Annotated in this window: 23 protein-coding genes and 1 pseudogene; 19 read left to right on the top strand and 5 right to left on the bottom strand. The window is 72.6% G+C overall.

Annotation, left to right across the window (positions count from 1 at the left end; genetic code table 11):
• Positions 1 to 2,361 (bottom strand): Tex family protein (locus I3F54_RS30450; protein WP_240122152.1); only part of this gene is annotated, 2,361 nt, incomplete at its 3' end.
• 181 nt (positions 2,362 to 2,542) lie between these two features.
• Positions 2,543 to 3,412 (bottom strand): hypothetical protein, encoded by an 870-nt coding sequence (locus tag I3F54_RS30445; RefSeq protein WP_240122151.1) that lies wholly within the window; start codon positions 3,410 to 3,412, stop codon positions 2,543 to 2,545.
• Positions 3,413 to 3,534: 122 nt separating this feature from the next.
• Here I3F54_RS30445 and I3F54_RS30440 point away from each other — a divergent pair, with 122 nt between their 5' ends.
• Together I3F54_RS30440 and I3F54_RS30435 are read left to right on the top strand one after the other, a co-directional pair.
• Positions 3,535 to 4,494, top strand: coding sequence for a GlxA family transcriptional regulator (locus I3F54_RS30440; protein ID WP_240122150.1), 960 nt, complete (start codon positions 3,535 to 3,537; stop codon positions 4,492 to 4,494).
• Positions 4,495 to 4,534: 40 nt separating this feature from the next.
• Positions 4,535 to 5,173, top strand: a complete 639-nt coding sequence (locus I3F54_RS30435; protein ID WP_240122149.1) for a DJ-1/PfpI family protein — start codon at positions 4,535 to 4,537, stop codon at positions 5,171 to 5,173.
• On the opposite strand, the gene I3F54_RS30430 is transcribed toward I3F54_RS30435, so the two are convergent.
• Entirely contained in the window at positions 5,151 to 5,900 is a 750-nt protein-coding gene (locus tag I3F54_RS30430) for an enoyl-CoA hydratase/isomerase family protein (protein ID WP_240122148.1), read from the bottom strand. The two genes, I3F54_RS30435 and I3F54_RS30430, sit on opposite strands and share 23 nt — an antisense overlap.
• 393 nt (positions 5,901 to 6,293) lie before the next feature.
• On the opposite strand from I3F54_RS30430, the gene I3F54_RS30425 reads away from it, so the two are divergent.
• Positions 6,294 to 6,803: an ATP-binding protein gene (locus tag I3F54_RS30425; RefSeq protein WP_240122154.1), complete on the top strand. Its 510-nt coding sequence runs from the start codon at positions 6,294 to 6,296 to the stop codon at positions 6,801 to 6,803.
• Between the two features lie 101 nt (positions 6,804 to 6,904).
• Here the strand turns inward: I3F54_RS30425 and idi are convergent, their stop codons facing one another.
• The gene (gene idi / locus I3F54_RS30420) at positions 6,905 to 7,501 is read right to left on the bottom strand and encodes an isopentenyl-diphosphate Delta-isomerase (RefSeq protein ID WP_240122147.1); all 597 of its coding nucleotides are present in this window, start codon (positions 7,499 to 7,501) and stop codon (positions 6,905 to 6,907) included.
• Between the two features lie 207 nt (positions 7,502 to 7,708).
• The gene (locus tag I3F54_RS30415; RefSeq protein ID WP_240122146.1) at positions 7,709 to 8,647 is read right to left on the bottom strand and encodes a cation diffusion facilitator family transporter; all 939 of its coding nucleotides are present in this window, start codon (positions 8,645 to 8,647) and stop codon (positions 7,709 to 7,711) included.
• A 457-nt stretch (positions 8,648 to 9,104) separates the two neighbouring features.
• On the opposite strand from I3F54_RS30415, the gene I3F54_RS30410 reads away from it, so the two are divergent.
• The 16 genes and pseudogenes from I3F54_RS30410 to I3F54_RS30340 all read left to right on the top strand — a co-directional run.
• Positions 9,105 to 10,925 (top strand): DUF5941 domain-containing protein, encoded by a 1,821-nt coding sequence (locus I3F54_RS30410; RefSeq protein ID WP_240122145.1) that lies wholly within the window; start codon positions 9,105 to 9,107, stop codon positions 10,923 to 10,925.
• Positions 10,922 to 11,674 carry a sugar phosphate nucleotidyltransferase gene (locus tag I3F54_RS30405; RefSeq protein WP_240122144.1) on the top strand — a complete coding sequence of 251 codons (753 nt, stop codon included), beginning with the start codon at positions 10,922 to 10,924 and terminating at the stop codon, positions 11,672 to 11,674. The genes I3F54_RS30410 and I3F54_RS30405 overlap by 4 nt, the downstream gene beginning before the upstream one ends.
• Positions 11,662 to 12,723, top strand: coding sequence for an iron-containing alcohol dehydrogenase family protein (locus I3F54_RS30400; RefSeq protein WP_240122143.1), 1,062 nt, complete (start codon positions 11,662 to 11,664; stop codon positions 12,721 to 12,723). The genes I3F54_RS30405 and I3F54_RS30400 overlap by 13 nt, the downstream gene beginning before the upstream one ends.
• Positions 12,701 to 13,480: a CDP-alcohol phosphatidyltransferase family protein gene (locus I3F54_RS30395; protein WP_240122142.1), complete on the top strand. Its 780-nt coding sequence runs from the start codon at positions 12,701 to 12,703 to the stop codon at positions 13,478 to 13,480. The genes I3F54_RS30400 and I3F54_RS30395 overlap by 23 nt, the downstream gene beginning before the upstream one ends.
• A gap of 5 nt (positions 13,481 to 13,485) precedes the next feature.
• Complete coding sequence (locus I3F54_RS30390) at positions 13,486 to 14,358, top strand: glycosyltransferase family 2 protein (RefSeq protein ID WP_240122153.1); 873 nt, start codon at positions 13,486 to 13,488, stop codon at positions 14,356 to 14,358.
• Positions 14,359 to 14,453: 95 nt separating this feature from the next.
• On the top strand, positions 14,454 to 15,383 hold the full coding sequence (locus tag I3F54_RS30385) for an ABC transporter permease (protein WP_240122141.1): 930 nt from the start codon (positions 14,454 to 14,456) through the stop codon (positions 15,381 to 15,383).
• Positions 15,376 to 16,164 (top strand): ABC transporter ATP-binding protein, encoded by a 789-nt coding sequence (locus tag I3F54_RS30380; RefSeq protein ID WP_240122140.1) that lies wholly within the window; start codon positions 15,376 to 15,378, stop codon positions 16,162 to 16,164. The genes I3F54_RS30385 and I3F54_RS30380 overlap by 8 nt, the downstream gene beginning before the upstream one ends.
• A 360-nt stretch (positions 16,165 to 16,524) precedes the next feature.
• On the top strand, positions 16,525 to 17,436 hold the full coding sequence (gene hpnC / locus I3F54_RS30375; protein WP_240122139.1) for a squalene synthase HpnC: 912 nt from the start codon (positions 16,525 to 16,527) through the stop codon (positions 17,434 to 17,436).
• Positions 17,433 to 18,383, top strand: a complete 951-nt coding sequence (gene hpnD / locus I3F54_RS30370) for a presqualene diphosphate synthase HpnD (protein WP_240122138.1) — start codon at positions 17,433 to 17,435, stop codon at positions 18,381 to 18,383. The genes hpnC and hpnD overlap by 4 nt, the downstream gene beginning before the upstream one ends.
• Positions 18,383 to 18,523: a DUF6380 family protein gene (locus tag I3F54_RS32660; RefSeq protein ID WP_374205988.1), complete on the top strand. Its 141-nt coding sequence runs from the start codon at positions 18,383 to 18,385 to the stop codon at positions 18,521 to 18,523. The genes hpnD and I3F54_RS32660 overlap by 1 nt, the downstream gene beginning before the upstream one ends.
• Complete coding sequence (hpnE, locus tag I3F54_RS30365; protein WP_240122137.1) at positions 18,520 to 19,947, top strand: hydroxysqualene dehydroxylase HpnE; 1,428 nt, start codon at positions 18,520 to 18,522, stop codon at positions 19,945 to 19,947. Before I3F54_RS32660 ends, hpnE begins: the two co-directional genes overlap by 4 nt.
• Positions 19,947 to 21,080 (top strand): polyprenyl synthetase family protein, encoded by a 1,134-nt coding sequence (locus I3F54_RS30360; RefSeq protein ID WP_240122136.1) that lies wholly within the window; start codon positions 19,947 to 19,949, stop codon positions 21,078 to 21,080. The genes hpnE and I3F54_RS30360 overlap by 1 nt, the downstream gene beginning before the upstream one ends.
• A gap of 115 nt (positions 21,081 to 21,195) precedes the next feature.
• Complete coding sequence (gene shc / locus I3F54_RS30355) at positions 21,196 to 23,190, top strand: squalene--hopene cyclase (RefSeq protein WP_240122135.1); 1,995 nt, start codon at positions 21,196 to 21,198, stop codon at positions 23,188 to 23,190.
• The gene (locus I3F54_RS30350) at positions 23,190 to 23,831 is read left to right on the top strand and encodes a 1-hydroxy-2-methyl-2-butenyl 4-diphosphate reductase (protein WP_240122134.1); all 642 of its coding nucleotides are present in this window, start codon (positions 23,190 to 23,192) and stop codon (positions 23,829 to 23,831) included. Before shc ends, I3F54_RS30350 begins: the two co-directional genes overlap by 1 nt.
• 5 nt (positions 23,832 to 23,836) lie before the next feature.
• Positions 23,837 to 24,859 (top strand): adenosyl-hopene transferase HpnH, encoded by a 1,023-nt coding sequence (gene hpnH / locus I3F54_RS30345; protein WP_240122133.1) that lies wholly within the window; start codon positions 23,837 to 23,839, stop codon positions 24,857 to 24,859.
• Between the two features lie 22 nt (positions 24,860 to 24,881).
• A pseudogene (locus I3F54_RS30340) lies at positions 24,882 to 25,001 on the top strand (4-hydroxy-3-methylbut-2-en-1-yl diphosphate synthase); the annotation flags it as partial.

Raw genomic sequence — 25,001 nt, 5'->3', positions numbered from 1 at the left:
GCCCTTCTCCGGGTCGAGCAGCCCGGCGCGGCGCAGCGCGTCGGCCATGGCGCTGTTGGCGGGGGGCGGAGCCTGCCGGCCCCCGCCGCCCTTGCGGCCCTGCCGCTGCTGCGGTGGGCGCCCGCCGCGCTGCCGGCCTCCGCCGCCAGCCGCGGAGCGCTCCTGCGGCGCGGCATCGTCGTCCAGGCGCAGCGTCAGCGAGATCCGCTTGCGCGGGATGTCGACGTCGAGGACCTTCACCTTCACGATGTCGCCGGGCTTGACGACCTCCCGCGGGTCCTTGACGAAGTTCTTCGACATCGCCGAGACATGGACCAGGCCGTCCTGGTGCACGCCGACGTCCACGAACGCGCCGAACGCGGCCACGTTCGTCACGACGCCCTCCAGGACCATCCCGGAGGACAGGTCGGAGATCTTCTCCACGCCCTCCCTGAACGTCGCGGTGCGGAAGGCCGGCCGCGGGTCGCGCCCCGGCTTCTCCAGCTCCTTGAGGATGTCCGTCACGGTCGGCAGGCCGAAGGTGTCGTCGACGAAGTCCTGCGGCTTCAGCGAGCGCAGCGCACCGGAGTCGCCGATGAGCGCGCCGACCTCCCGACCGCTGCTCCTCACCATGCGGCGCACCACCGGGTACGCCTCCGGGTGCACGCTGGACGCGTCCAGCGGGTCGTCCCCGCCGCGGATCCGCAGGAAGCCCGCGCACTGCTCGTACGCCTTCGGGCCGAGCCGCTGCACCTTCTTCAGCTCGGTACGGGACCGGAACGGCCCGTTGGCGTCGCGGTGCGTCACGATGTTCTCGGCGAGCCCGGAGGTGATGCCGGAGACTCGGGCCAGCAGCGGCGCGGAGGCGGTGTTCACGTCGACCCCGACGCCGTTCACGCAGTCCTCCACCACCGCGTCCAGCGAGCGCGACAGCTTCACCTCGGACAGGTCGTGCTGGTACTGGCCGACCCCGATCGACTTCGGGTCGATCTTCACCAGCTCGGCCAGCGGATCCTGCAGCCGCCGGGCGATGGAGACGGCGCCGCGCAGTGACACGTCCAGACCGGGCAGCTCCTGCGAGGCGAAGGCGGAGGCCGAGTACACAGAGGCGCCCGCCTCCGACACCATCACCTTCGTCAGCTTCAACTCGGGGTGCTTGGTGATCAGTTCGACGGCGAGCCGGTCCGTCTCGCGGGAGGCGGTGCCGTTGCCGATGGCGATCAGCTCGACCGCGTGCTCCCGGGCGAGGCGGGCCAGCGCGGCGAGCGCCTCGTCCCAGCGGTTCTGCGGGACGTGCGGATAGACGGTGTCCGTGGCGACGACCTTGCCGGTGGCGTCCACGACGGCCACTTTCACTCCGGTGCGGAAGCCGGGGTCCAGGCCCAGCGTGGCCCGGGTGCCGGCCGGAGCCGCGAGCAGCAGATCACGGAGGTTGGCGGCGAAGACGCCGACCGCGTCGTCCTCGGCGGCCGTGCGCAGCCGCAGTCGCAGATCGATGCCGAGGTGCACGAGGATCCGGGTGCGCCACGCCCAGCGCACCGTGTCCGACAGCCACTTGTCGGCGGGGCGCCCGCGGTCGGCGATGCCGAACCTCCCGGCGACGATCCCCTCGTACGACGACCGGCCCTCCGTCGGCTCCTCGGGCTCCAGGACCAGGTCGAGGACCTCCTCCTTCTCGCCGCGCAGCATCGCCAGGACGCGGTGGGAGGGCAGGTCGGTGAACGGCTCGGTGAAGTCGAAGTAGTCGGCGAACTTGGCCCCCGCCTCCTCCTTGCCCTCCCGGACCCTGGCGGCCAGCCGGCCGCGCACCCACATGCGCTCGCGCAACTCGCCGATCAGGTCGGCGTCCTCGGAGAACCGCTCGGTGAGGATCGCACGGGCGCCGTCGAGGGCGGCCTGCGCGTCGGCGACCCCCTTGTCCGCGTCGACGAAGGCCGCGGCAGCCGCCGCCGGTTCGACGGTCGGGTCGCCGAGCAGCCCCTCCGCCAGCGGCTCCAGTCCCGCCTCGCGCGCGATCTGCGCCTTGGTCCGCCGCTTGGGCTTGTAGGGCAGGTAGACGTCCTCCAGCCGCGCCTTGGTCTCGGCGCCGCGGATCAGCGCCTCGAGCTCGTCGGTGAGCTTGCCCTGCTCGCGCACCGACTCCAGGATCGCCGTCCGGCGCTCCTCCAGCTCCCGCAGGTAGCGCAGCCGCTCCTCGATCGTGCGCAGCTGCGCGTCGTCGAGCGTCTCGGTCGCCTCCTTGCGGTAGCGGGCGATGAAGGGCACCGTCGAACCGCCGTCGAGCAGCTCGACCGCGGCCTTCACCTGCCGCTCCCGTACGCCGAGCTCCGCGGCGATCCTGCCTTCGATGGACCCTGCTTCGAGGGACCCGGGTGTCGTCACGAGCCGTACCGCCTTCTCCACATCGGGTTGCGCGGCAATTGTGGCAGGTGGCACCGGCATCCGGGGATCAGGGCACCACCCGGCGAGGCGGAGGCCGTCCACAGCGGACCCGGGGGGTGGCCCGCACGGCCGGTACCGCCCCCCGGCCGATCCGGTCAGGTCCGGGTCCCCGGCGAACGCCTCACCGCTTGCCGAGCAGATCCGCCGGGAAGGCGCCGGCGGTCAGGGCGGCGCGGGCGAACCCGCCGGCCAGTTCGGTCAGCCGGGCGACGTCCTGCGCACCCAGGTGCTCGTACGGCGCCCGGTCCAGACGATCGGTGTCGGCCTCGATCTCCCGGCGCAGGGCGGCGCCCCGCTCGGTCAGCTCACCGTCGGCGTCCAGCAGCCCGCGCTCGCGCAGTCGTGCGACCGCCGTGTCCCACTCCTCCCGGGTCCAGCCGCGGGTGGTGAACACCCACTTGGGCGTCATGCCCTTGCCGGTGGCGGTGTGCGTCACCAGAGCCTCCAGCCCGTCGAGGCCGGCCGACACCAGAACGGCGATGTGCCCGTCGCCGCGGTGCTCGCGCAGCAGTGTCGCGGCATGCCAGTACGCCAGGTGCGGCTCCTCGGGCACCGGCAGATCGGCGTGTCCCGCGTACAGCGGCCGTCCGGCGCGTGAGCAGGTCTCGGTGGCCCGCAGCGCCAGACGTGCCGCCTCGGCCATCTCCGCCGACGTGAGCAGCTCGGCCCCCAGCAGCCGCCGCAGCGACGTGTCGACGGCGCGGGTGCGTGCCGCGAGGACGTCCGCGGGCGCCGCGGTCTCCCACACGGCCGGCATGTGTCGCGCGACCAGCTCGTACTTGTAGTTGTAGAAGGTCGCGGCCACGGCACCGGCACCGACCGGGCCCAGCGCGGCGGACCGCACCGCGAAGTTGACGGCACGGGGGTCGGTGATCCCGATCGCACCCAGTTCCTTGCCCAGCTCGGGTGCGAAGTAGTGGGCGGAATGCAGGGAGTTGAGGGCGTTGTGGCAGCGGCGCCCGGCGCGCGGCTCAAGGACGGCAGTAGTCATGCCCGCACGTTACCGACCGGTTGGTACTGACTCCAGACCCCGGTGTCACGAGCTTCCGGAGTGGCAGGAAAGGTGGGGAGCCGGTCATTGCCGCCCTCACGCGAGCCGCGAAGAATCGCAGCATGGCCCAGCGAACCGTTCTCATCGTGCTCTTCGACGGCGTCCAGAGCCTCGACGTCACCGGCCCCCTGGAGGTCTTCGCGGGTGCCGAGCGGCACACCCCGGGGTCGTACCGGATACGCACCGCCTCCGTGGACGGGGCCCCGGTGCGCACCTCCTCCGGGCTCACCCTGACCCCGGACGCGGCCCTCGCCGGCGAGGGCGACCCGCACACCCTGATCGTCCCGGGCGGGCACGGCACCCGCGGCCCCGACCCGGCCCTGACCGACTGGCTGCGCAGCCACGGCCCGCGCGGCGAACGGCTCGTCTCGGTCTGCACCGGCGCCTTCCGGCTCGCGGAGGCGGGCCTGCTGGACGGGCGGCGGGCGACGACCCACTGGGCGTACTGCGACACCCTGGCCCGCCGGCACGAGACCGTCGAGGTGGATCCCGACCCGATCTACGTCCGTGACGGGCCCGTCACCACCTCCGCCGGAGTGACCTGCGGCATCGACCTCGCACTCGCCCTGGTCGAGGAGGACCTCGGCCGGGAGACGGCCCTCGCCGTCGCCCGCCATCTGGTGGTCTTCCTGCGCCGGCCGGGCAACCAGGCGCAGTTCAGCGCCCAGCTCGCCGCCCAGACAGCGCGCCGCGAGCCGCTGCGCGAGGTCCAGCGGTGGATCACCGAGCACCCGGCCGAGGACCTGACGGTGGAGGCGCTCGCCGCCCGCGCCCTGCTCTCGCCCCGCCACTTCGCCCGCGCCTTCCGGGCCGAGACCGGTACGACGCCGGGCCGCTACGTCGACCGGGTCCGCCTGGAGCACGCGCGCCGCCTCCTGGAGGACTCCGGCGCCGGCGTGGAGGAGGTCTCCCGCGCCAGCGGCTACGGCACCCCGGAGGCCATGCGCCGCGCCTTCCTCAGGGCCCTGGGCGCCTCGCCGGCGGAGTACCGCCGCAGGTTCCGCCCCGCAGCCGCCCTCTGACCCCCACCACCCGCGACACCCACCCGCAGAAGGGAACCCCGTGCAGATCGCGATCGTCCTCTACGACCGGTTCACCGCCCTCGACGCCGTCGGCCCCTACGAGACCCTCGGCCGCCTGCCCGGCGCCGAGACCGTCTTCGTCGCGGAGCGGACCGGGCCCGTACGCACCGACACCGGGCAGCTCGCCCTCACCGCGGACCGGACCCTCTCGGAGGTGCCCCGTCCCGACATCGTGGTCGTCCCGGGCGGACCCGAGCAGGCCGTACCGACACGGAACGAGCCCCTGCTGGAGTGGCTGCGCGCCGCCGACGCCGCCAGTACCTGGACGACGTCGGTGTGCACCGGCTCGCTGCTGCTGGCCGCCGCGGGACTCCTGGGGGGCCGCAGCGCCACCTCCCACTGGCTCTCCCTGGACGGTCTCACGCGGTACGGGGCCCGGCCCGCCGGCGACCGCGTCGTTCTGGACGGCAAGTACGTCACCGCCGCCGGGGTGTCCGCCGGCATCGACATGGGGCTCACCCTGCTCGGACGCATCGCCGGTGACGAGTACGCGCAGGCCGTCCAGCTGATGACCGAGTACGACCCGCAGCCGCCCTACGACGCCGGCGCGCCGCACAAGGCACCCGGCCACCTGGTCGACCGGATGCGGGCCCGGTTCAGCCCCGCACGGTCCAGGTGAAACGCGGCTGCCTGCGCTCAAGGAAGGCGGCGACGCCCTCGGCGGCGTCGCCGCTGCCGCGCGCCTGCCCGGCCCAGTGGGCGTTCCGGTCGGTGCGGCCGTCGGCGAACTCCTTGGCCGCGGCCTGCGTCAGCTGCGAGCGGGAGACCAGGATCCGGGTGAACTCCGCGACGCGCTTGCCGAGCCCGCCCTGCGGCAGCACCTCGTCGGCCAGTCCGCTGCGCAGCGCCCGTCCCGCGTCGATCAGCTCGCCCGAGAAGAGCAGGTACTTGGCGGTGGCCGGGCCCACCAGCGACACGAGCCGCCGGGTGGAGGCGGGCGGGTAGACGATCCCGAGCTTCGCCGGCGTCACTCCGAACAGCGCGTCCTCCTCGGCGAACCTGAGGTCGCAGGCCGCGGCCAGCTGTGTGCCCCCGCCCACGCAGTGGCCGCGCACCGCGGCCAGCGTCGGCTTCGGGAACGCCGTCAGTGCCTCCTCGGCTCGCGCGGCCAGCTGCTGCGCCTGCTCCGGCGACTCGCGCAGTGTGGTGATGTCGGCCCCCGCGCAGAACGTGCCGCCCTCCCCGGTCAGGACCAGCGCCCGGACACCGCCGTCGGCGGCCAGCGTGTCCAGCAGCGGCGGCAGCGCCTGCCACATCGCGGACGTCATGGCGTTGCGCCGGGCCGGATGGCACATGACGACCGTGGCGACCGAGTCCGTCACACTGTGCAGCAGCTGCGGTTCCATGCGGCGGATGCTATCCGCCCGGCACTCCCGGTCGATCGCCCGGTGGCCGGGGTGAGACCCAGGGCACGGGGCGGGTGAGACCCAGCGCACGGGGCGCGGCGGACCCCCGGCACGGAGCGAGGCGGGGGCGCCGGCCGGCTCACCGCGGAGGACGGCGGGCGGGGCGCGGCGGGGAGCGCAGCGGGCGACGACCTCGTCGAACCCGTACAACCCGAATAGTTCGCGAAGCCGGTGCGGCCGGGACAGGAGCAGTCCCACATCTGACCGTGTCATACGCCAACGGTCGGAAACGCTCGATAGTAGCTGACTTGTGTTCAGTCATCAGGGGTGGAGTGCTTGGTTACCAACACTCGTCCCGTGGTGACAATCGAGCGCGAGGGTGGCGACCGGACGATGGACGACCACGGGCGCGGGCCCGCCCCACGCCCAGCGGGCGGAGCCGACGCCTCGTACGGGGCCGGCACGCCGGAGCCGCTGCCGTACGAAGGCGTCTGGCGGTTCACCGCGCCTGCCGCCGACTCCTCCGTCCCGCAGGCTCGGCACGCCGTGCGGGACCTGCTGTGCCGCCAGGGTGTACCGGTCCCGGACGACCTGGTACAGGGGCTGCTGCTGATCGTGTCCGAGCTGGTGACGAACGCGGTGAAGCACGCGGCGCTGCTCTCGCCGACGGTCGCTGTGGAGGTGGCCGTCGGAGCGGAGTGGGTACGGGTGTCCGTCGAGGACAACCACCCCTACCGCCCGACCGCCCTGGAAGCCGACCACGGGCAGGTGGGCGGGCGCGGACTGCTGCTCGTCCGCGAGATCGCCCGGGAGGCTGGCGGGGTGTGCGACGTCGAGCACACCGCCGGTGGCGGCAAGGTCGTCTGGGTGGCCGTGCCGCTCAAGCCCGCCCCGCTGTCGTAGGGGCGGGCGGCGGCCCTGCTCGGGACCCCCGGACCGGACCCGGCCGCGTCCCCGGAACGGGCGCCGGTCCCGCGCGCCGTGGCGGTCCGGAGGCCGGCCGCTCACCAGCCGGCCGACGGGCCCGTCAGCTCCCTGACCGCCGGACGGGCGGCGTCCAGCACGGTCGTGAACCACGACGAGAAGGTGTCCCGCGCGTGCCGCTTGGCCAGCTCGGCGGCGGTCACGAAGGCGGTCGCCGCGACCTCCTCCGGATCCGGCCGCGGCGACGTCTGGACCAGTCCCACGAAGAGGTGGTTGAACTCCTGCTCCACCAGACCGGAGGCCGGGTCGGGGTGGTTGTAGCGGACGGTCCCCGCCTCCGCGAGGAGCGACGGCGAGATGCCCAGCTCCTCGTACGTCCTGCGGGCCGCCGCCGCGAAGGGCGCCTCGCCCGGGTAGGGGTGGCCGCAGCAGGTGTTGGACCACACCCCGGGGGAGTGGTACTTGGCCAGCGCCCGCTGCTGCAGCAGCAGCCGGCCGTGGTCGTCGAAGAGGAACACCGAGAACGCCCGGTGCAGCTGCCCCGGAGGCTGGTGGGCGGCGAGCTTCTCCGCGGTGCCGGTCGTCACGCCGTTCTCGTCGACCAGTTCGAGCAGAATCGCTTCCGCGGTGCCGTTCGACGACGAGCTGTGCGCCGCGGTGGCAGGTGTGATCGGCATACCCATCCTTCGCATCGGTCCTCGCCCCCAAGTCTGCCGTACACGTCAGTGACTCCCGGCACGCCACGGCGGCCGGAAGCAGGGCCCGATAGGTGATCGTCCCCCGCGCCGTGGGCCGGGAACCGCACGACGGCCGTGAGGGCCGTGGGCCCCACCGTCGGGGACGCCGCCCGGCCGTCGGACGGCCGTGCTCCGCCGCGGTGGGTCTCAGTGGCACAGCCGTGCCTCGTGCTCCGCGTGCCCGCCCGGTTCGAGCTGGAAGGTGCAGTGCTCCACGTCGAAGTGGCCCCCCAGGCACTCCTGGAGCTCGTGCAGCATCTTCTCGTGCCCGATGGCGTTGAGGGCGTCCGAGCCCACCACGACGTGTGCCGACAGCACCGGCATGCCGGAGGTGATGGTCCAGGCGTGCAGGTCGTGCACGTCCTCGACGCCGTCCAGGGCCAGGATGTGTGCCCGCACCTCGTCCATGTCGACCCCCTTGGGCGCCGCCTCCAGCAGCACGTCGAGGGTCTCGCGCAGCAGCTTCAGCGTCCGCGGCACGATCATCAGGCCGATCACGATCGAGGCGATCGGGTCCGCGGCCTGCCAGCCGGTGGTCAGGATCACCGTGGCGGAGACGATCACCGCCACGGAACCCAGGGCGTCCGCCGCGACCTCCAGGAAGGCGCCGCGCACGTTGAGACTCTCCCGCTGGCCCTGCATCAGCAGGATCAGCGAGACGGTGTTGGCGGCCAGGCCGATCGCACCGAAGACGATCATCAGCCCGCCCTCGGTGGCGGCCGGGGAGAGGAACCGCTGCACCGCCTCGTACAGGACGTAGCCGCCCACCCCGAGCAGCAGCATGCAGTTGGCGAGCGCGGCGAGGATCTCCGCTCGGGCGTAGCCGAAGGTGCGGTTCGTGTCGGCCGGGCGGTTGGCGAAGTGGATGGCGAGCAGCGCCATCCCCAGGCCGAGGGCGTCCGTCGCCATGTGGGCCGCGTCCGCGATCAGCGCGAGCGAGTCGGCGAGCAGCCCACCGACGATCTCCAGCAGCATGATGCCGATGGTGATCCCCAGCGCCGTCCGCAGCCGGCCGCGGTGTGCCGACGCGGCGGTGCCGCCCACCGGTGCCGCGTACGCGTGCCCGTGATCGTGCCCAGCCCCCATGTCTCGCCTCTCGTCGTGGGTCCGGTACCCCTCCGGGCCTCAGTGAACTACGGGTGGGGGGTATGGGGCAACGCGGCACTGAACACCGTTGTCATCTGCCGTGAGCTGCGGAAACGTCATCCGGAGCGGAATGCGGGGCGTGTGCAGGTCAGGGTGCGTCCGCACCCGCCGGGCCGGGTCCGCCCCTCCGCCGTCCGCCGTCCGGCCGACCGGGGCGGATGTCCGGGATGCCGGGAATGCGGGGTGCGGTTTGTCCGGCGGGCGGGGCATCGCCGATGATGATCTCGGCAAAGGCCGGTGCAGTCCCGCCGATCAGCCCGTGAACGGGCGGTGAACGCCGCCCTTCCGGCATCGGATAGCCTCTGCCGACATGCCGCCCGGCTGGCGCAGCCAAGGGGCGTCCCACCATGCTCATGACCGGCGAGCAGCGCGCCGGCACCCAGGGAAGTGAGTTCGGTTGTCGACCGCCATCCTCACCGGTCAGCCGGTCCCCGGCTCGTCGATCGAGGGCGATCTGCGGGCACTGGGGTTCGAGGTGCACGTCGCCACCGACGTCGCGCACGCCGGGGCGTTGCTCGCCCGGGTCCCAGGGGACCAGCGGGTCGCCGTGGTCGACGCCCGCTTCGTCGGCCATCTGCACGCCCTCCGGCTGGGGCTGGCCGACCCACGCTTCGACCTGACGGCGATCCCCGGCGCCGTGTCGGCGCGCGCGGCGGGCCGCCAGGCCCTCACCCGCGCGATGGCCCGGGAGAACCCCGCCGGCGGGAGCGGTGCCGTGATCGTCGCCAGCCTCGCCGACCGCGTCACGGCCGCCCTCGACGCCGACGGCGCCGACGTCCACCGCCCCGCGCTCGGCAGTCTCGTCGCCGCCGTCCCCGCCGACCCCCAGGCCCGCAACGAGGCACGGCAGGCGGTCGCCTCCGTGGACGAGGAAGCCGTCCGCCTGAGGTCGGCCGTGAAGTCCGGCGACGGCCTGTTCACCACGTACTGCATCAGCCCCTACTCGCGCTACGTCGCCCGCTGGTGCGCGCGGCGCGGTCTGACCCCGAACCTCGTCACGACCGCGTCGCTGCTCACCGCCCTCGTCGCGGCGGCTTGCGCGGCCACCGGCACCCGGGTCGGGTTCGTCGCCGCGGGGGTGCTGCTCATCGCCTCCTTCGTGCTGGACTGCGCCGACGGGCAGCTCGCCCGCTACTCCCTGCAGTACTCCACGCTCGGCGCCTGGCTGGACGCCACCTTCGACCGGGCCAAGGAGTTCGCCTTCTACGCCGGACTCGCCCTCGGCGCCTCCCGCGGCGGGGACGACGTGTGGGCGCTCGCCCTCGGCGCGATGGTCCTGCAGACCTGCCGGCACATGGTGGACTTCGCCTTCGTCGAGGCTCAGCAGGACGCCGCGGCCGGCTCCTCCGCGGCTCCCACCGCAGCCCTGTCCGACCGGCTCGACGGCGTCGGCTGGACCGTGTGGGTGCGGCGCGTGATCATCCTGCCCATCGGCGAGCGCTGGGCCATGATCGCCGTTCTGACGGCGGTGGCCACCCCGCGCGTCACCTTCTGCGCGCTGCTGGCCTGGATGGCCTTCGCCACCGCCTACACCACCGCGGGGCGCGTCCTGCGTTCCGTCACCCGCCGTGCGCGCCGCACCGACCGCGCCGCCCGGGCACTGGCCGACCTCGCCGACAGCGGGCCGCTGGCCCAGGCCGCCGCCCGCACCCTGGGTGAACGGTTCCGTGTCCCCGCGTTGCCCGCTGCCGTGACCGGCGCGGCCCTGGTGGTGCTCCCCGCCGCGCTGTGGGGCCCCGCCTGGGCCACCGCCGCCGGCGCCGCCCTCTCCGCGGCCTTCTGCGGCCTCGCCGTGGCCCGACCGCTCAAGGGCGCCCTGGACTGGCTGGTACCGCCGCTGCTCCGGGCCACCGAGTACGGCACCGTGCTGCTGCTGGCGGCGAAGGCGGGCGCCGACTCGGGGGTGAACGGTGTGCTTCCGGCGGCTTTCGGACTGGTGGCCGCGGTCGCCTACCATCACTACGACACGGTGTACCGCATCCGCGGCAACGCCGGAGCACCCCCCGCATGGCTCATCCGCGCCACCGGGGGGCAGGAGGGCCGGACGCTGCTCGTCACCGTCCTGGCCGCACTGCTCACCGCCTCGCAGTTCAAGGTCGCGCTCACGGTCCTGGCCGTGGCCGTCGGCCTGCTGGTGCTCTCCGAGAGCATCCGCTTCTGGGTGGCCGCCCATCAGGGCGGCGCGCCCGCCGTACACGACGAAGGAGAAACCGCATGATCGGCCTCGTGCTGGCGGCAGGCGCCGGACGGCGTCTGCGCCCTTACACCGACACCCTGCCCAAGGCGCTGGTGCCGGTGGGGCCCGCGGGCACGGAGGACGGCATCACGGTGCTCGACCTCACCCTCGGCAACTTCGCCGAGATCGGGCTGACCGAGGTCGCGATCATCGTCGGCTACCGCAAGGAGGCCGTGTACGCGCGCAAGGAGGCCCTGGAGCAGAAGTACGGCCTCAAGCTCACCCTCATCGACAACGACAAGGCCGAGGAGTGGAACAACGCCTACTCGCTCTGGTGCGGTCGTGACGCCCTCAAGGACGGAGTGATCCTCGCCAACGGCGACACCGTCCACCCGGTCTCCGTCGAGAAGACGCTGCTGGCCGCCCGCGGCGACGGCAAGCGCATCATCCTCGCCCTCGACACGGTGAAGAACCTCGCCGACGAGGAGATGAAGGTCGTCGTCGACCCCGACAAGGGCGTCCGGAAGATCACCAAGCTGATGGACCCCGCCGAGGCCACCGGCGAGTACATCGGCGTCACGCTCATCGAGGGCGACGCCGCGCCCGAGCTCGTGGACGCGCTGAAGGCGGTGTGGGAGGCCGACCCGCAGCAGTTCTACGAGCACGGCTACCAGGAGCTGGTCAACCGCGGCTTCCGGATCGACGTCGCCCCGATCGGTGACGTCCGGTGGGTCGAGATCGACAACCACGACGACCTCGCACGCGGGCGGGAGATCGCGTGCCTCTACTGACCCGCCTCATCCCGTCCCCGGTCGTCGTGGACATCCGTCCCGGCGCCCTGGACGACCTCGGCCACGTGCTGGCCGACGAGCGGATCTCGCACTCGGGCAAGCTGGCCGTGGCCGTCAGCGGGGGCTCCGGTGCCCGGCTGCGCGAGCGGATCGCCCCCTCGCTGCCCGGCGCCAGCTGGTACGAGGTCGGCGGGGGCACGCTCGACGACGCGATCCGGCTGGCCGGCGAGATGAAGGCCGGCCACTACGACGCCGTGGTCGGACTGGGCGGCGGGAAGATCATCGACTGCGCCAAGTTCGCCTCGGCGCGCGTCGGCCTGCCCCTGGTCGCGGTGCCCACCAACCTGGCCCACGACGGCCTGTGCTCCCCGGTGGCCACCCTGGACAACGACGCGGGCCGCGGCTCCTACGGAGTGCCCAACCCGATCGCCGTGGTGATCGACCTCGACGTCATCCGCGAGGCGCCGGTGCGCTTCGTGCGGGCCGGCATCGGCGACGCGATCTCCAACATCTCCGCGATCCGCGACTGGGAGCTGGCCAACCGGGTCAACGGGGAGAAGATCGACGGACTGGCCGCGGCGATGGCCCGGCAGGCCGGCGAGGCGGTCCTCAGGCATCCGGGCGGCGTCGGCGACAACGACTTCCTGCAGGTGCTCGCGGAGGCGCTGGTGCTCAGCGGCATCGCCATGTCGGTCTCCGGAGACTCCCGGCCGTCCTCCGGCGCCTGCCACGAGATCAACCACGCCTTCGACCTGCTGCACCCCAGGCGGGCCGCCGCCCACGGCGAGCAGTGCGGCCTCGGCGCGGCGTTCGCGATGTGGCTGCGCGGTGCCCCGGAGGAGTCGGTGTTCATGGCCGAGGTGCTGCGCCGTCACGGGCTGCCGGTGCTGGCCGAGGACATCGGCTTCACCGCGGAGGAGTTCACCGGGGTCGTCGAGTTCGCCCCGCAGACCCGGCCCGGCCGCTACACCATCCTCGAACACCTCGACCTCACGACCGAACAGATCAAGGACGCGTACGCCGACTATGTCAAGGCCATCGGTAGCTGAACTCCGACCGGTCGTCCACCCCGCCGGGGTGAAGGACCGGCGCAGCGGCGAGCACTGGGCGGGGCGCCTGTACATGCGCGAGGTGTCCCTGCGCGTCGACCGCTACCTGGTCAACACCCGGGTCACGCCCAACCAGCTCACCTACCTGATGACCCTCTGCGGCGTCCTCGCGGCCCCGGCCCTGCTGGTGCCGGGGATCTGGGGGGCCGTGCTCGGCGTGGTCATGGTCCAGCTGTACCTGCTGCTCGACTGCGTCGACGGCGAGGTCGCGCGCTGGAAGCGGCAGTTCTCGCTCGGCGGGGTCTACCTGGACCGGGTGGGTGCCTACCTGACGGACGCGGCGGTCCTCGTGGGTCTCGGCCTGCGCGCCGCCGACCCGTGGGGCAGCGGCCGCATCGACTGGCTGTGGGCCTTCCTCGGCACCCTGGCCGCCCTCGGCGCGATCCTGATCAAGGCCGAGACCGACCTGGTCGGGGTCGCCCGGCACCAGGGCGGACTGCCGCCGGTGAAGGAGGCCGCGTCGGAGCCGCGGTCCTCCGGCATGGCGCTGGCCCGCCGGGCCGCGTCGGCGCTGAAGTTCCACCGGCTGATCCTCGGGATCGAGGCGTCCCTGCTGATCCTGGTCCTCGCGGTGGCGGACCAGGCCCGGGGCGACCTGTTCTTCACCCGGCTCGGTACGGCCGTGCTCGCCGGGATCGCGATGCTGCAGACCCTGTTGCACCTGGTGTCCATCCTCGCCTCCAGCAGGCTCAAATGAGCACCATGAGGGTCGGCGCGGTCGTCATCACCATGGGCAACCGCCCGGAGGAGCTCCGGGCGCTGCTCGACTCCGTCGCCAAGCAGGACGGCGACCCCGTCGAGGTGGTGGTCGTCGGCAACGGCTCCCCGGTCCCCGACGTCCCCGAGGGCGTGCGCACGGTCGATCTGCCGGAGAACCTCGGCATCCCCGGGGGCCGCAACGTCGGCATCGAGGCGTTCGGCCCCGGCGGCCGGGACGTCGACGTCCTGCTCTTCCTCGACGACGACGGCCTGCTCGCCCGCACCGACACGGTGGAGCTGTGCCGGGCGGCCTTCGCCGCCGACCCGCGGCTGGGCATCGTCAGCTTCCGCATCGCCGACCCGGACACCGGCGTCACCCAGCGCCGCCACGTGCCGCGACTGCGCGCCGCCGACCCGATGCGCTCCTCACGGGTCACCACCTTCCTCGGCGGTGCCAACGCCACCCGGACGAAGGTCTTCACCGAGGTCGGCGGGCTGCCGGACGCGTTCTTCTACGCCCACGAGGAGACCGACCTGGCATGGCGGGCCCTCGACGCGGGCTGGCTGATCGACTACCGGTCGGACATGGTGCTCCACCATCCGACGACCGCGCCCTCGCGGCACGCGGTCTACCATCGCATGGTCGCCCGCAACCGCGTCTGGCTGGCCCGCCGCAACCTGCCCGCTCCGCTGGTCCCGGCCTACCTCGGTGTCTGGCTGCTGCTGACGCTGCTGCGCCGGCCCTCGGGGCCCGCGCTGAAAGCGTGGTTCGGCGGGTTCCGGGAGGGCTGGACGACGCCGTGCGGGCCGCGCCGGCCCATGAGGTGGCGTACGGTGTGGCGGCTCACCCGGCTGGGCCGCCCCCCGGTCGTCTGACAAGCTCCTCCCCGGGAGCGCCCGGGTCCGTACAGTGGCCCCGGGGCGTGCCCGCCCCCACCTGCCGTGCAGACCGTAGACGAAAGTGTCCCCCTGTGAGTGAGAGAAGCCATGACGGCGGAGCCCTGCTGAACCCTCCCGCGTCTCCCGCCGAGGGCCTCGCGGCGGCGGAACTCGCCGCCAAGTACGGGCTGGCGGTGAGCGGCGCCAGGCCCTCCCTGGTGGAGTACGTCCGCCAGCTGTGGGGGCGGCGCCACTTCATCCTCGCGTTCTCCTCGGCGAAGCTCACCGCCCAGTACAGCCAGGCCCGGCTGGGCCAGCTGTGGCAGGTCGCCACACCGCTGCTGAACGCGGGCGTGTACTTCCTGATCTTCGGTCTGATCCTGGGTGCCGACCGCGGCATGAGCAAGGGCGTCTACATCCCGTTCCTGGTCACGGGAATCTTCGTCTTCACGTTCACGCAGAGTTCCGTGATGAGCGGGGTCCGGGCGATCTCGGGCAACCTCGGCCTGGTGCGCGCCCTGCACTTCCCACGCGCCGCGCTGCCGGTCTCCTTCGCCCTCCAGCAGCTCCAGCAACTGCTCTACTCGATGATCGTCCTCGTCCTCATCGTGATCGGTTTCGGCAGCTATCCGGACGCGTCGTGGGCGCTGGCCGTCCCCGTGCTGGTCCTGCAGTTCCTGTTCAACACGGGCCTGGCGCTGATGTTCGCGCGGGCCGGGGCGAAGACCCCCGACCTCGCGCAGCTGTTGCCGTTCGTGATGCGCACCTGGATGTACGCCTCCGGAGTCATGTTCTCCATCCGGGTCATGCTGGAGGACAAGCCGCAGTGGATCTCGGACGTCCTGCAGTGGAACCCGGCCGCCGTCTACATGGACCTGATGCGCTTCTCCCTCATCGAGGGCTACGGCCCCGAGAACCTTCCCCCGCACGTGTGGGCGGTCGCCGCCGGCTGGGCCGCGCTGTTCGCCGTCGGCGGGTTCGTGTACTTCTGGCAGGCGGAGGAGAGGTACGGCCGTGGCTGAGCCGAGCGTCGATCCCCGGGTCCCCACCGTCATCGCCGACGACGTGCACATCGTCTACCGCGTCAACGGTGCCAAGACCGGCAGGGGCAGCGCCACCGCGGCCCTGAGCCGGATGCTCAGGCGGGGCCCGGGCGACGCGGACCGCGGGGTGCGCAAGGTCCACGCCGTGCGGGGCGTCTCGTTCGTCGCCCACCGCGGCGAGGCCATCGGCCTGATCGGCTCCAACGGCTCCGGCAAGTCCACCCTGCTGCGGGCCATCGCGGGCCTGCTGCCTCCGGAGAGGGGCAGGGTCTACACCGACGGCCAGCCCTCGCTGCTGGGGGTCAACGCGGCCCTGATGAACGACCTCACCGGCGAGCGCAACGTCATCCTCGGCGGCCTCGCCATGGGCATGTCCCGCGAGCAGATCAAGGAGCGCTACCAGGACATCGTCGACTTCTCCGGCATCAACGACAAGGGCGACTTCATCACCCTGCCGATGCGCACCTACTCCTCCGGCATGTCCGCCCGCCTGCGGTTCTCCATCGCCGCGGCCAAGGACCACGACGTCCTCATGATCGACGAGGCGCTGGCCACCGGTGACGCCAGGTTCCAGAAGCGCTCCGAGGAACGTATCCGCGAGCTGCGTGCGGAGGCGGGCACGGTGTTCCTGGTCAGCCACAGCAACAAGTCGATCCGCGACACCTGCGGCCGCGTGCTGTGGCTGGAGCGGGGTGAGCTGCGCATGGACGGTCCGACCGACGAGGTGCTCAGGGAGTACGAGAAGTTCACGGGCCGATGACCCGACGCGCCGACGGCCCCGCCGGAACTGGTCCGGCGGGGCTCCGCGTCTGCAAAGGAAACGTCAACTCCGGCTCCGGTTAGGAATCTTGAAGCCGATTGGTGTGTTGTTGTGATGTGCAGGACACCCCTGGGCACCACGCTGCGTTGTACAACGTAAGCTGTAGCGGTCCCCAAAGGCGGCAAGTGGGGTGATAATGCGCGACACCCTTGGTCGGCGCAGCCCTGTGAGCCGCCGGGCGGCGTGTCCGAAATAGAGTGTATTGCGTCGGCAGTGTAGAACGGGAGATGTGACGGCAATGGCTACGGAAACTCCCCAGCTCAACGCAGCATGTGCCGTCCCCGCCCCGGGTAGTGCACGGTGACGGGAACGACAGGGACCCGGCCGTCGCGCGCCGGGGACCTCGAGCGCGGCACGCTCGCCAAGGCCGCGGACGAGAACTTCCCCGTGGCCCCCTTCTTCCTGCCACGGGACTGGCGCGCCGACCTCATGGCGATCTACGGCTTCGCCCGCCTCGTCGACGACATCGGTGACGGCGACCTCGCGCCCGGCGGGGCGGATGCCCGCCTGCTCGGTGTGGCCCCCGACCGGGCAGGAGACCGGCCGGCCCTCCTGGACGCCTTCGAGGCCGACCTCGCCCGGGTCTTCGACGGCAGCCCGCGCCACCCGCTGCTGCGCCGCCTGCAGCCGACCGTCCGCCGCCACGCCCTCACCCCCGAGCCGTTCCTCGGCCTGATCGCGGCCAACCGGCAGGACCAGCTCGTGCGCCGCTACGAGACCTACGACGACCTCCTCGCCTACTGCGAGCTGTCCGCCAACCCCGTCGGCCGTCTCGTCCTCGCCGTCACCGGCACCTCGACCCCGGAGCGCGTCCGCCGCTCCGACGCGATCTGCACCGCCCTGCAGATCGTCGAGCACCTCCAGGACGTGGCCGAGGACCTCCGCCGCGACCGCGTCTACCTGCCCGCCGCGGACATGAAGCACTTCCACGTCCAGGAGGCGGACCTCGCCGCCAGGACCGCGAGCGCATCGGTGCGTGCACTGGTTGCATACGAAGCGCAACGCGCCCACGATCTGCTGAACGAAGGAGCCCCCCTCGTGGGTAGCGTCCACGGCAGGCTGAAGCTGCTGCTCGCAGGGTTCGTGGCGGGGGGAAGGGCGGCCGTCGACGCGATCGCCGCCGCCGAATACGACGTACTTCCCGGCCCGCCCAAGCCCGGCAGGATCCAGTTGCTGCGCATGGTGGGCGTGACTCTGCGAGGAGAGGGGTGATCCGGACCGTGGAGCTTCCACCACCCGCGTCCGCACCGGTACTCGCCGCCTACAGCTACTGCGAGACCGTGACCGGGCAGCAGGCCCGGAACTTCGCCTACGGCATCAGGCTGCTGCCCACGCACAAGCGCCGCGCGATGTCGGCGCTGTACGCGTTCTCGCGCCGCGTCGACGACATCGGCGACGGCGGGCTCGACGACGCGGTCAAGCTGGCCCGGCTCGAGGACACCCGGGCCGTACTGACCCGGATCCGCCGGGGCGAGGTCGAGGAGGACGACACCGACCCGGTCGCCGTGGCCCTCGCCCACGCCGCCGAGCACTTCCCCATCCCGCTGGGCGGGCTGGACGAGCTGATCGACGGCGTCCTGATGGACGTACGCGGAGAGACCTACGAGACCTGGGACGACCTGAAGACCTACTGCCGCTGCGTCGCGGGCGCCATCGGCAGGCTGTCACTCGGCGTGTTCGGCACCGAACCGGGGGCGCGCGGAGCCGAGCGGGCCCCGGAGTACGCCGACACCCTCGGACTCGCGCTGCAGCTGACCAACATCCTGCGGGACGTCCGCGAGGACGCCGAGGGCGGACGTACCTATCTGCCCGCGGACGACCTGGCCAAGTTCGGCTGCTCGGCCGGTTTCCGCGCGCCGACCCCACCGGAGGGCTCCGACTTCGCGGGCCTCGTGCACTACGAAGTGCGTCGGGCCCGCGCCCTTTTCGCCGAGGGCTACCGGCTGCTCCCCCTGCTCGACCGCCGCAGCGGCGCCTGCGTCGCCGCCATGGCGGGCATCTACCGGCGCCTGCTCGACCGCATCGAGCGCGACCCCGAGGCCGTGCTGCGCGGCCGGGTCTCGCTCCCCGGGCGCGAGAAGGCGTACGTCGCCGTGCGCGGGCTGTCCGGCCTGGACGCCCGCCACGTGTCCCGGCAGGCCCTCGGGAGGCGCGCCTGATGGAGACCCCGGAGCGAGGCGGAGACGCCGACGGGATGCGGCACGCAACCCTCCGCCGTACCGTGGCGTCCCTGACTGCAATGGCCTGCCGTGCGGCGTTCGTGTCCCGCGGCGGACCGGCAGGGAAGGGTGCGCGATGACGGACGGGACGCGGTCCGACGGGCCGCTCGCTGGCATCCCGGAAGGCTCCGGCCGGGACGCTGTCGTGATCGGCGGCGGCCTCGCCGGTGTCACCGCCGCACTGGCGCTCGCGGACGCCGGCGTCCGTGTCACCCTGCTGGAGGGCAGGCCCAGACTGGGCGGCCTGGCCTTCTCCTTCCAGCGCGGTGACCTGACCGTCGACAACGGCCAGCACGTCTACCTGCGGTGCTGCACCGCCTACCGCTGGTTCCTGGACCGGATCGAAGGCACCGCGCTGGCGCCGGTGCAGAACCGTCTCGACGTGCCCGTCCTGGACGCCGGCAAGCCCGAGGGACGCCGGCTGGGCCGGCTGCGGCGCGACGCACTGCCCGTCCCGCTGCACCTGGGACGCAGCCTCGCCGCGTATCCGCACCTCTCGCTCGCCGAGCGCGCCCGGGTCGGGCGCGCCGCTCTCGCGCTGAAGGGACTCGACCTCGCCGATCCGGCGCTGGACACCCAGGACTTCGGCGGCTGGCTGGCCGCACACGGCCAGTCGGCGCGTGCCGTCGAGGCCCTGTGGGACCTGGTCGGGGTCGCCACGCTCAACGCGGTCGCCGCCGACGCCTCGCTGGGGCTCGCCGCGATGGTGTTCAAGACCGGTCTGCTGTCCGACCCGGGCGCGGCCGACATCGGCTGGGCCCGCGTCCCGCTGGGTGAACTGCACGACCGGCTGGCCCGCAAGGCGCTCGACTCCGCGGGCGTCCGTACCGAGCTCCGTACACGCGCCACCTCCCTCTCCCTTGACGGAAACGGGCGGTGGAGCGTTCAGGTTCCCGGTGAGACGCTGACCGCCGACGCCGTCGTGCTCGCCGTGGCGCAGCGCGAGGCCCACGACCTGCTGCCGCCCGGCGCGCTCGACGCCCCCGGACGGCTGCTGGAGATCGGCACCGCGCCGATCCTCAACGTGCACGTCGTGTACGACCGCACGGTGCTCGCCCGCCCGTTCCTCGCCGCCCTCGGCACCCCTGTGCAGTGGGTGTTCGACCGCACCGAGGCGTCCGGGCTGACGAGCGGCCAGTACCTGGCCCTGTCCCAGTCGGCGGCACAGGACGAGATCGACACCCCGGTCGCGGTCCTGCGCGAGCGCTACCTGCCGGAACTCCGGCGGCTGCTGCCGCGGGCGCGCGGCGCCGAGGTGAAGGACTTCTTCGTGACCCGGGAGCGCACCGCCACGTTCGCTCCTGCCCCCGGCGTCGGGCGCCTTCGGCCCGGCGCCCGTACCAAGTCCCCCGGCCTGTACCTGGCCGGAGCGTGGACCGCCACAGGGTGGCCCGCGACCATGGAGAGTGCGGTCCGCAGCGGTGTGAGCGCGGCGGAGGCCGCCCTCGGCGCCCTGGGCCGGCCCCGCCCCCGGCACCTCTTCGCGCTCGAGGAGGCGGCGTGATGCTCGACGAGCCGCGCGCGGCAGGCTTCCGCACCCCCGGTACCGCAACAAGAGGAGAGACTGTGCCCACTGTGCCCCCGGCCTCGACGGCCGCTCGGACCGCGGTGGACGTGACCGCGCTTCTGGAGCGCGGCCGGACACTTGCCACGCCGGTGCTGCGGGCGGCGGTCGACCGCCTGGCGCCTCCCATGGACACCGTTGCCGCCTACCACTTCGGCTGGATCGACGCGCAGGGCAACCCCACCTCCGGCGACGGAGGCAAGGCCGTGCGCCCGGCGCTGGCCGTGCTGTCCGCCGAGGTCACCGGTGCCCGGCCCGAGACCGGCGTCCCCGGCGCCGTCGCCGTCGAGCTCGTCCACAACTTCTCGCTGCTGCACGACGACCTGATGGACGGCGACGAGCAGCGCCGCCACCGCGACACCGTCTGGAAGGTGCACGGCCCCGCCCAGGCGATCCTGGTCGGCGACGCCCTGTTCGCCCTGGCCAACGAGGTGCTGCTGGAACTCGGCACCGTCGAGGCGGGCCGCGCGGCCCGCCGCCTGACGTCCGCCACCCGCGCGCTGATCGACGGCCAGGCCCAGGACATCTCCTACGAGCACCGCGACCGCGTCAGCGTCGAGGAGTGCCTGGAGATGGAGGGCAACAAGACCGGCGCACTGCTGGCCTGCGCCAGCTCCATCGGCGCGGTGCTCGGCGGCGCCGACGACACCACCGCCGATGCGCTGGAACGGTACGGCTACCACCTCGGCCTCGCCTTCCAGGCCGTCGACGACCTCCTCGGCATCTGGGGCGACCCGGAGTCCACCGGCAAGCAGACCTGGAGCGACCTGCGCCAGCGCAAGAAGTCGCTGCCGGTGGTGGCCGCGCTCGCAGCGGACGGCCCCGCCGCCGGGCGGCTCGGGGAACTGCTCGCCGCCGACGCCGGGAGCAGCGACGTCGCCAACTTCTCCGAGGAGGAGTTCGCGACCCGCGCCCGTCTGATCGAGGAGGCCGGTGGCCGGGCGTGGACGGCCGAGGAGGCCCGCCGCCAGCACACCGTCGCCCTCGAAGCCCTGGACGCCGTGGACATGCCCGAGCAGGTGCGGGAGCGGTTCACGGCGCTCGCCGACTTCGTCGTCGTCAGGAAGAGATGAGCCTTATCGGTCGAACAGCCGACGCTTAGTCGCCGGCCGGTGCCACGGCGGACAGGTACCGGCCGACGGCGGACCCGTAGCAGCACGACTCGCACGACTGCATGAAGGGGAAGCCATGACAGCGACGACCGACGGAAGCACCGGGGCACTCCCGTCCCGGGCGGCCGCGGCCAGCGAAACCGACACCGAAGAGGCGGCCGGGGCGGCCGAGGCCGCCCGGCGCGCGGTGAGGCACGCCACCGATTTCCTGCTCGCGCAGCAGGACGCCCAGGGCTGGTGGAAGGGCGACCTCGAGACGAACGTCACGATGGACGCCGAGGACCTGCTGCTCCGCCAGTTCCTGGGAGTCCGGGACGAGGCCACCACGCACGCCTCCGCGCTGTTCATCCGGGGCGAGCAGCGCGAGGACGGCACATGGGCCACGTTCTACGGCGGTCCCGGCGACCTGTCGGCGACCATCGAGGCCTACGTCGCCCTGCGCCTGGCCGGCGACGCGCCCGAGGCACCGCACATGGCGAGGGCCTCCGCCTGGATCCGTGACCAGGGCGGCATCGCCGCGGCCCGCGTCTTCACGCGGATCTGGCTGGCCCTGTTCGGCTGGTGGAAGTGGGACGACCTGCCCGAACTCCCGCCGGAACTCATCTACTTCCCCTCGTGGTTCCCCCTCAACATCTACGACTTCGGCTGCTGGGCCCGGCAGACCATCGTGCCGTTGACCGTCGTGTCCGCCAAGCGCCCGGTGCGTCCGGCGCCCTTCGCGCTGGACGAGCTGCACACCGACCCCGCGGTGCCCAGCCCGCCCAGGCCCCTTGCCCCGGCGGCCAGTTGGGAGGGCGTGTTCCAGCGGACGGACAGGGCCCTGCACGCCTTCCGCAAGGTCGCGCCGAAGCGGCTGCGCCAGGCGGCGATGAACACCGCCGCCCGCTGGATCATCGAGCGGCAGGAGAACGACGGCTGCTGGGGCGGCATCCAGCCGCCGGCCGTGTACTCGGTCATCGCCCTGTACCTGCTCGGCTACGACCTGCAGCACCCGGTCATGCGCGAGGGCCTCGCCTCGCTGGACCGCTTCGCCGTCTGGCGCGAGGACGGCGCGCGCATGATCGAGGCCTGCCAGTCTCCTGTGTGGGACACCTGCCTGGCGATCATCGCCCTCGTCGACGGCGGGCTCCCGGCCGACCATCCGCAACTGGTCAAGGCCGCGGACTGGATGCTCGGCGAGGAGATCGTGCGCCCCGGCGACTGGGCCGTACGTCGGCCGGGTCTGCCCCCGGGCGGCTGGGCGTTCGAGTTCCACAACGACAACTACCCCGACATCGACGACACCGCCGAGGTGATCCTCGCCCTGCGGCGGGTCGGGCACCACGACCCGGAGCGGGTGGAGAAGGCCATCGCGCGGGGCGTGCGCTGGAACCTCGGCATGCAGTCGAAGAACGGGGGATGGGGCGCCTTCGACGTCGACAACACCAGCCCGCTGCCCAACCTGCTGCCCTTCTGCGACTTCGGTGAGGTCATCGACCCGCCGTCCGCGGACGTCACCGCACACGTGGTGGAGATGCTCGCGGTGGAGGGTCTCGCGCACGACCCGCGCACCCGGCGCGGCATCGAGTGGCTGCTCGCCGAACAGGAGCCGGAAGGAGCGTGGTTCGGGCGCTGGGGCGTCAACTACATCTATGGCACCGGCTCCGTCGTCCCCGCCCTCGTGACCGCGGGGATCCCCGCCTCGCACCCGGCGATCCGCCGTGCCGTCGCCTGGCTGGAGACCGTGCAGAACGACGACGGCGGATGGGGCGAGGACCTGCGCTCCTACCGGAACTCCGGACGGTGGAGCGGGCGCGGCGCCTCCACCCCCTCCCAGACGGCGTGGGCGCTGATGGCGCTGCTCGCCGCCGGGGAACGGGAGTCCAAGGCGGTGCGGCGGGGCGTCGAGTGGCTCGCCGCCACCCAGCGCCAGGACGGGTCCTGGGACGAGCCCTACTTCACCGGCACCGGCTTCCCCTGGGACTTCTCCATCAACTACCACCTGTACCGGCAGGTGTTCCCGCTCACCGCGCTCGGCCGGTACCTCCACGGAGACCCCTTCCCCGCCCGCGACGAGGCCGAGAGGACCTGATGACCGCCCAGCCCGCCCCGGCCCCGCTGCTGATCGCCTGCGCGCTCGGCATCGAGCACCTCGCCCTGCGCCGGCGCGGCCACGGCGGCGCGGACGGGCCGGTCACCGTGCTGCGCACCGGCATGGGGCCGAAGGCCGCCGAGAAGGCGGTCGGCCGGGTGCTGGCCGATCCGGCGTTCGCCGAGGCCGCCGTGCTGGCCACCGGCTTCTGCGCGGGACTCGCGCCCGGCATGCACCCCGGCGACCTGGTCGTCGCCGAGGAGACCCGGGACCCGCGCGGCACCGTCCCCTGCGTCGGCACCGAACTGCTCGTCAAGGAACTCGCCCGCATTCTGCCCGGGCGGACCGTCCACACCGGCCCGCTCATCGGTTCCGGCCACGTCGTCCGCGGCCCGGAGCGGTCCGACCTGCGCGCAACGGGCGCACTCGCGGTCGACATGGAGTCCGCCTCCACGCTGCTGAGCGCCGTGCGCACGGGCGAGCGCCCCGTTGCGGCCGTCCGGGTGGTCGTGGACGCTCCGGAACATGAACTCGTCCGGATCGGCACGCTGCGCGGTGGAATATCGGCTTTCCGCGTTCTTCGTTCCGTACTGCCTGCTTTCTTCGAATGGCACCGCACTGTGCTGCTCCCCAGGAGGTGAGCCTGATGGCCATGCCGCTGCGTCAGTCCATCAAAGTCGCTACATACTTGGCCGAACAGAAGCTTCGCAAGCGTGACAAGTTCCCGCTGATCGTGGAACTGGAGCCGCTGTTCGCCTGCAACCTCAAGTGCGAGGGCTGCGGCAAGATCCAGCATCCGGCCGGCGTTCTCAAGCAGCGCATGCCCGTCGCGCAGGCCGTGGGCGCGGTGCTGGAGTCGGGGGCGCCGATGGTGTCCATCGCCGGCGGTGAACCCCTGATGCACCCTCAGATCGACGAGATCGTCCGTCAGCTGGTGGCCAAGCGGAAGTACGTCTTCCTTTGTACCAACGCCATGCTCCTGCGCAAGAAGATGGACAAGTTCACGCCTTCCCCCTATTTCGCCTTCGCGGTGCACATCGACGGGCTGCGCGAGCGGCACGACGAGTCGGTGGCGAAGGAGGGCGTGTTCGACGAGGCCGTGGCCGCGATCAAGGAGGCCAAGCGGCGCGGCTTCCGGGTGACCACCAACTCCACCTTCTTCAACACCGACACCCCGCAGACCATCATCGAGGTGCTCAACTTCCTCAACGACGACCTCAAGGTCGACGAAATGATGATCTCGCCCGCCTACGCCTACGAGAAGGCACCCGACCAGGAGCACTTCCTGGGCGTGGAGCAGACCCGCGAACTGTTCAGGAAGTCCTTCGCGGGCGGCAACCGGCGCCGCTGGCGGCTCAACCACTCCCCTCTGTTCCTCGACTTCCTCGAGGGCAAGGTCGACTTCCCGTGCACCGCGTGGGCGATCCCCAACTACTCACTCTTCGGCTGGCAGCGGCCCTGCTACCTGATGAGCGACGGGTACGTCCCCACGTACCGCGAACTCATCGAGGAGACGGACTGGGACAAGTACGGCCGCGGCAAGGACCCGCGCTGCGCCAACTGCATGGCGCACTGCGGCTACGAGCCCACCGCCGTGCTCGCCACCATGGGCTCCCTGAAGGAGTCCCTGCGGGCGATGCGCGAGACGGTCTCGGGAAACAGGGAGTGAGGGGAGTGAGGGGAGTGAGGTCATGACCGCCGTCTCCCTGGGCGTCCCCGCCGTCCCGGCCCGACCGCTCGCCGGGCGCCGGAAGAGCCGGCAGATCCAGGTCGGGTCCGTGGCGGTGGGTGGTGACGCCCCGGTCTCGGTG

The sequence above is a fragment of the Streptomyces sp. MUM 2J genome (assembly GCF_022414535.1).
Taxonomy (GTDB): Bacteria; Actinomycetota; Actinomycetes; order Streptomycetales; family Streptomycetaceae; genus Streptomyces.
This window is presented reverse-complemented; position numbering and strand designations above follow the sequence as displayed.

Excerpts from the sequence above, each read along its gene's own strand:
- I3F54_RS30445 (WP_240122151.1), bottom strand. The coding sequence starts at position 3,412 with ATGACTACTGCCGTCCTTGAGCCGCGCGCCGGGCGCCGCTGCCACAAC.
- I3F54_RS30440 (WP_240122150.1), top strand. The coding sequence starts at position 3,535 with ATGGCCCAGCGAACCGTTCTCATCGTGCTCTTCGACGGCGTCCAGAGC.
- I3F54_RS30430 (WP_240122148.1), bottom strand. The coding sequence starts at position 5,900 with ATGGAACCGCAGCTGCTGCACAGTGTGACGGACTCGGTCGCCACGGTC.
- I3F54_RS30425 (WP_240122154.1), top strand. The coding sequence starts at position 6,294 with ATGGACGACCACGGGCGCGGGCCCGCCCCACGCCCAGCGGGCGGAGCC.
- idi (WP_240122147.1), bottom strand. The coding sequence starts at position 7,501 with ATGCCGATCACACCTGCCACCGCGGCGCACAGCTCGTCGTCGAACGGC.
- I3F54_RS30415 (WP_240122146.1), bottom strand. The coding sequence starts at position 8,647 with ATGGGGGCTGGGCACGATCACGGGCACGCGTACGCGGCACCGGTGGGC.
- I3F54_RS30405 (WP_240122144.1), top strand. The coding sequence starts at position 10,922 with ATGATCGGCCTCGTGCTGGCGGCAGGCGCCGGACGGCGTCTGCGCCCT.
- I3F54_RS30395 (WP_240122142.1), top strand. The coding sequence starts at position 12,701 with ATGTCAAGGCCATCGGTAGCTGAACTCCGACCGGTCGTCCACCCCGCC.
- I3F54_RS30390 (WP_240122153.1), top strand. The coding sequence starts at position 13,486 with ATGAGGGTCGGCGCGGTCGTCATCACCATGGGCAACCGCCCGGAGGAG.
- I3F54_RS32660 (WP_374205988.1), top strand. The coding sequence starts at position 18,383 with ATGGAGACCCCGGAGCGAGGCGGAGACGCCGACGGGATGCGGCACGCA.
- hpnE (WP_240122137.1), top strand. The coding sequence starts at position 18,520 with ATGACGGACGGGACGCGGTCCGACGGGCCGCTCGCTGGCATCCCGGAA.
- I3F54_RS30360 (WP_240122136.1), top strand. The coding sequence starts at position 19,947 with ATGCTCGACGAGCCGCGCGCGGCAGGCTTCCGCACCCCCGGTACCGCA.
- shc (WP_240122135.1), top strand. The coding sequence starts at position 21,196 with ATGACAGCGACGACCGACGGAAGCACCGGGGCACTCCCGTCCCGGGCG.
- I3F54_RS30350 (WP_240122134.1), top strand. The coding sequence starts at position 23,190 with ATGACCGCCCAGCCCGCCCCGGCCCCGCTGCTGATCGCCTGCGCGCTC.
- hpnH (WP_240122133.1), top strand. The coding sequence starts at position 23,837 with ATGGCCATGCCGCTGCGTCAGTCCATCAAAGTCGCTACATACTTGGCC.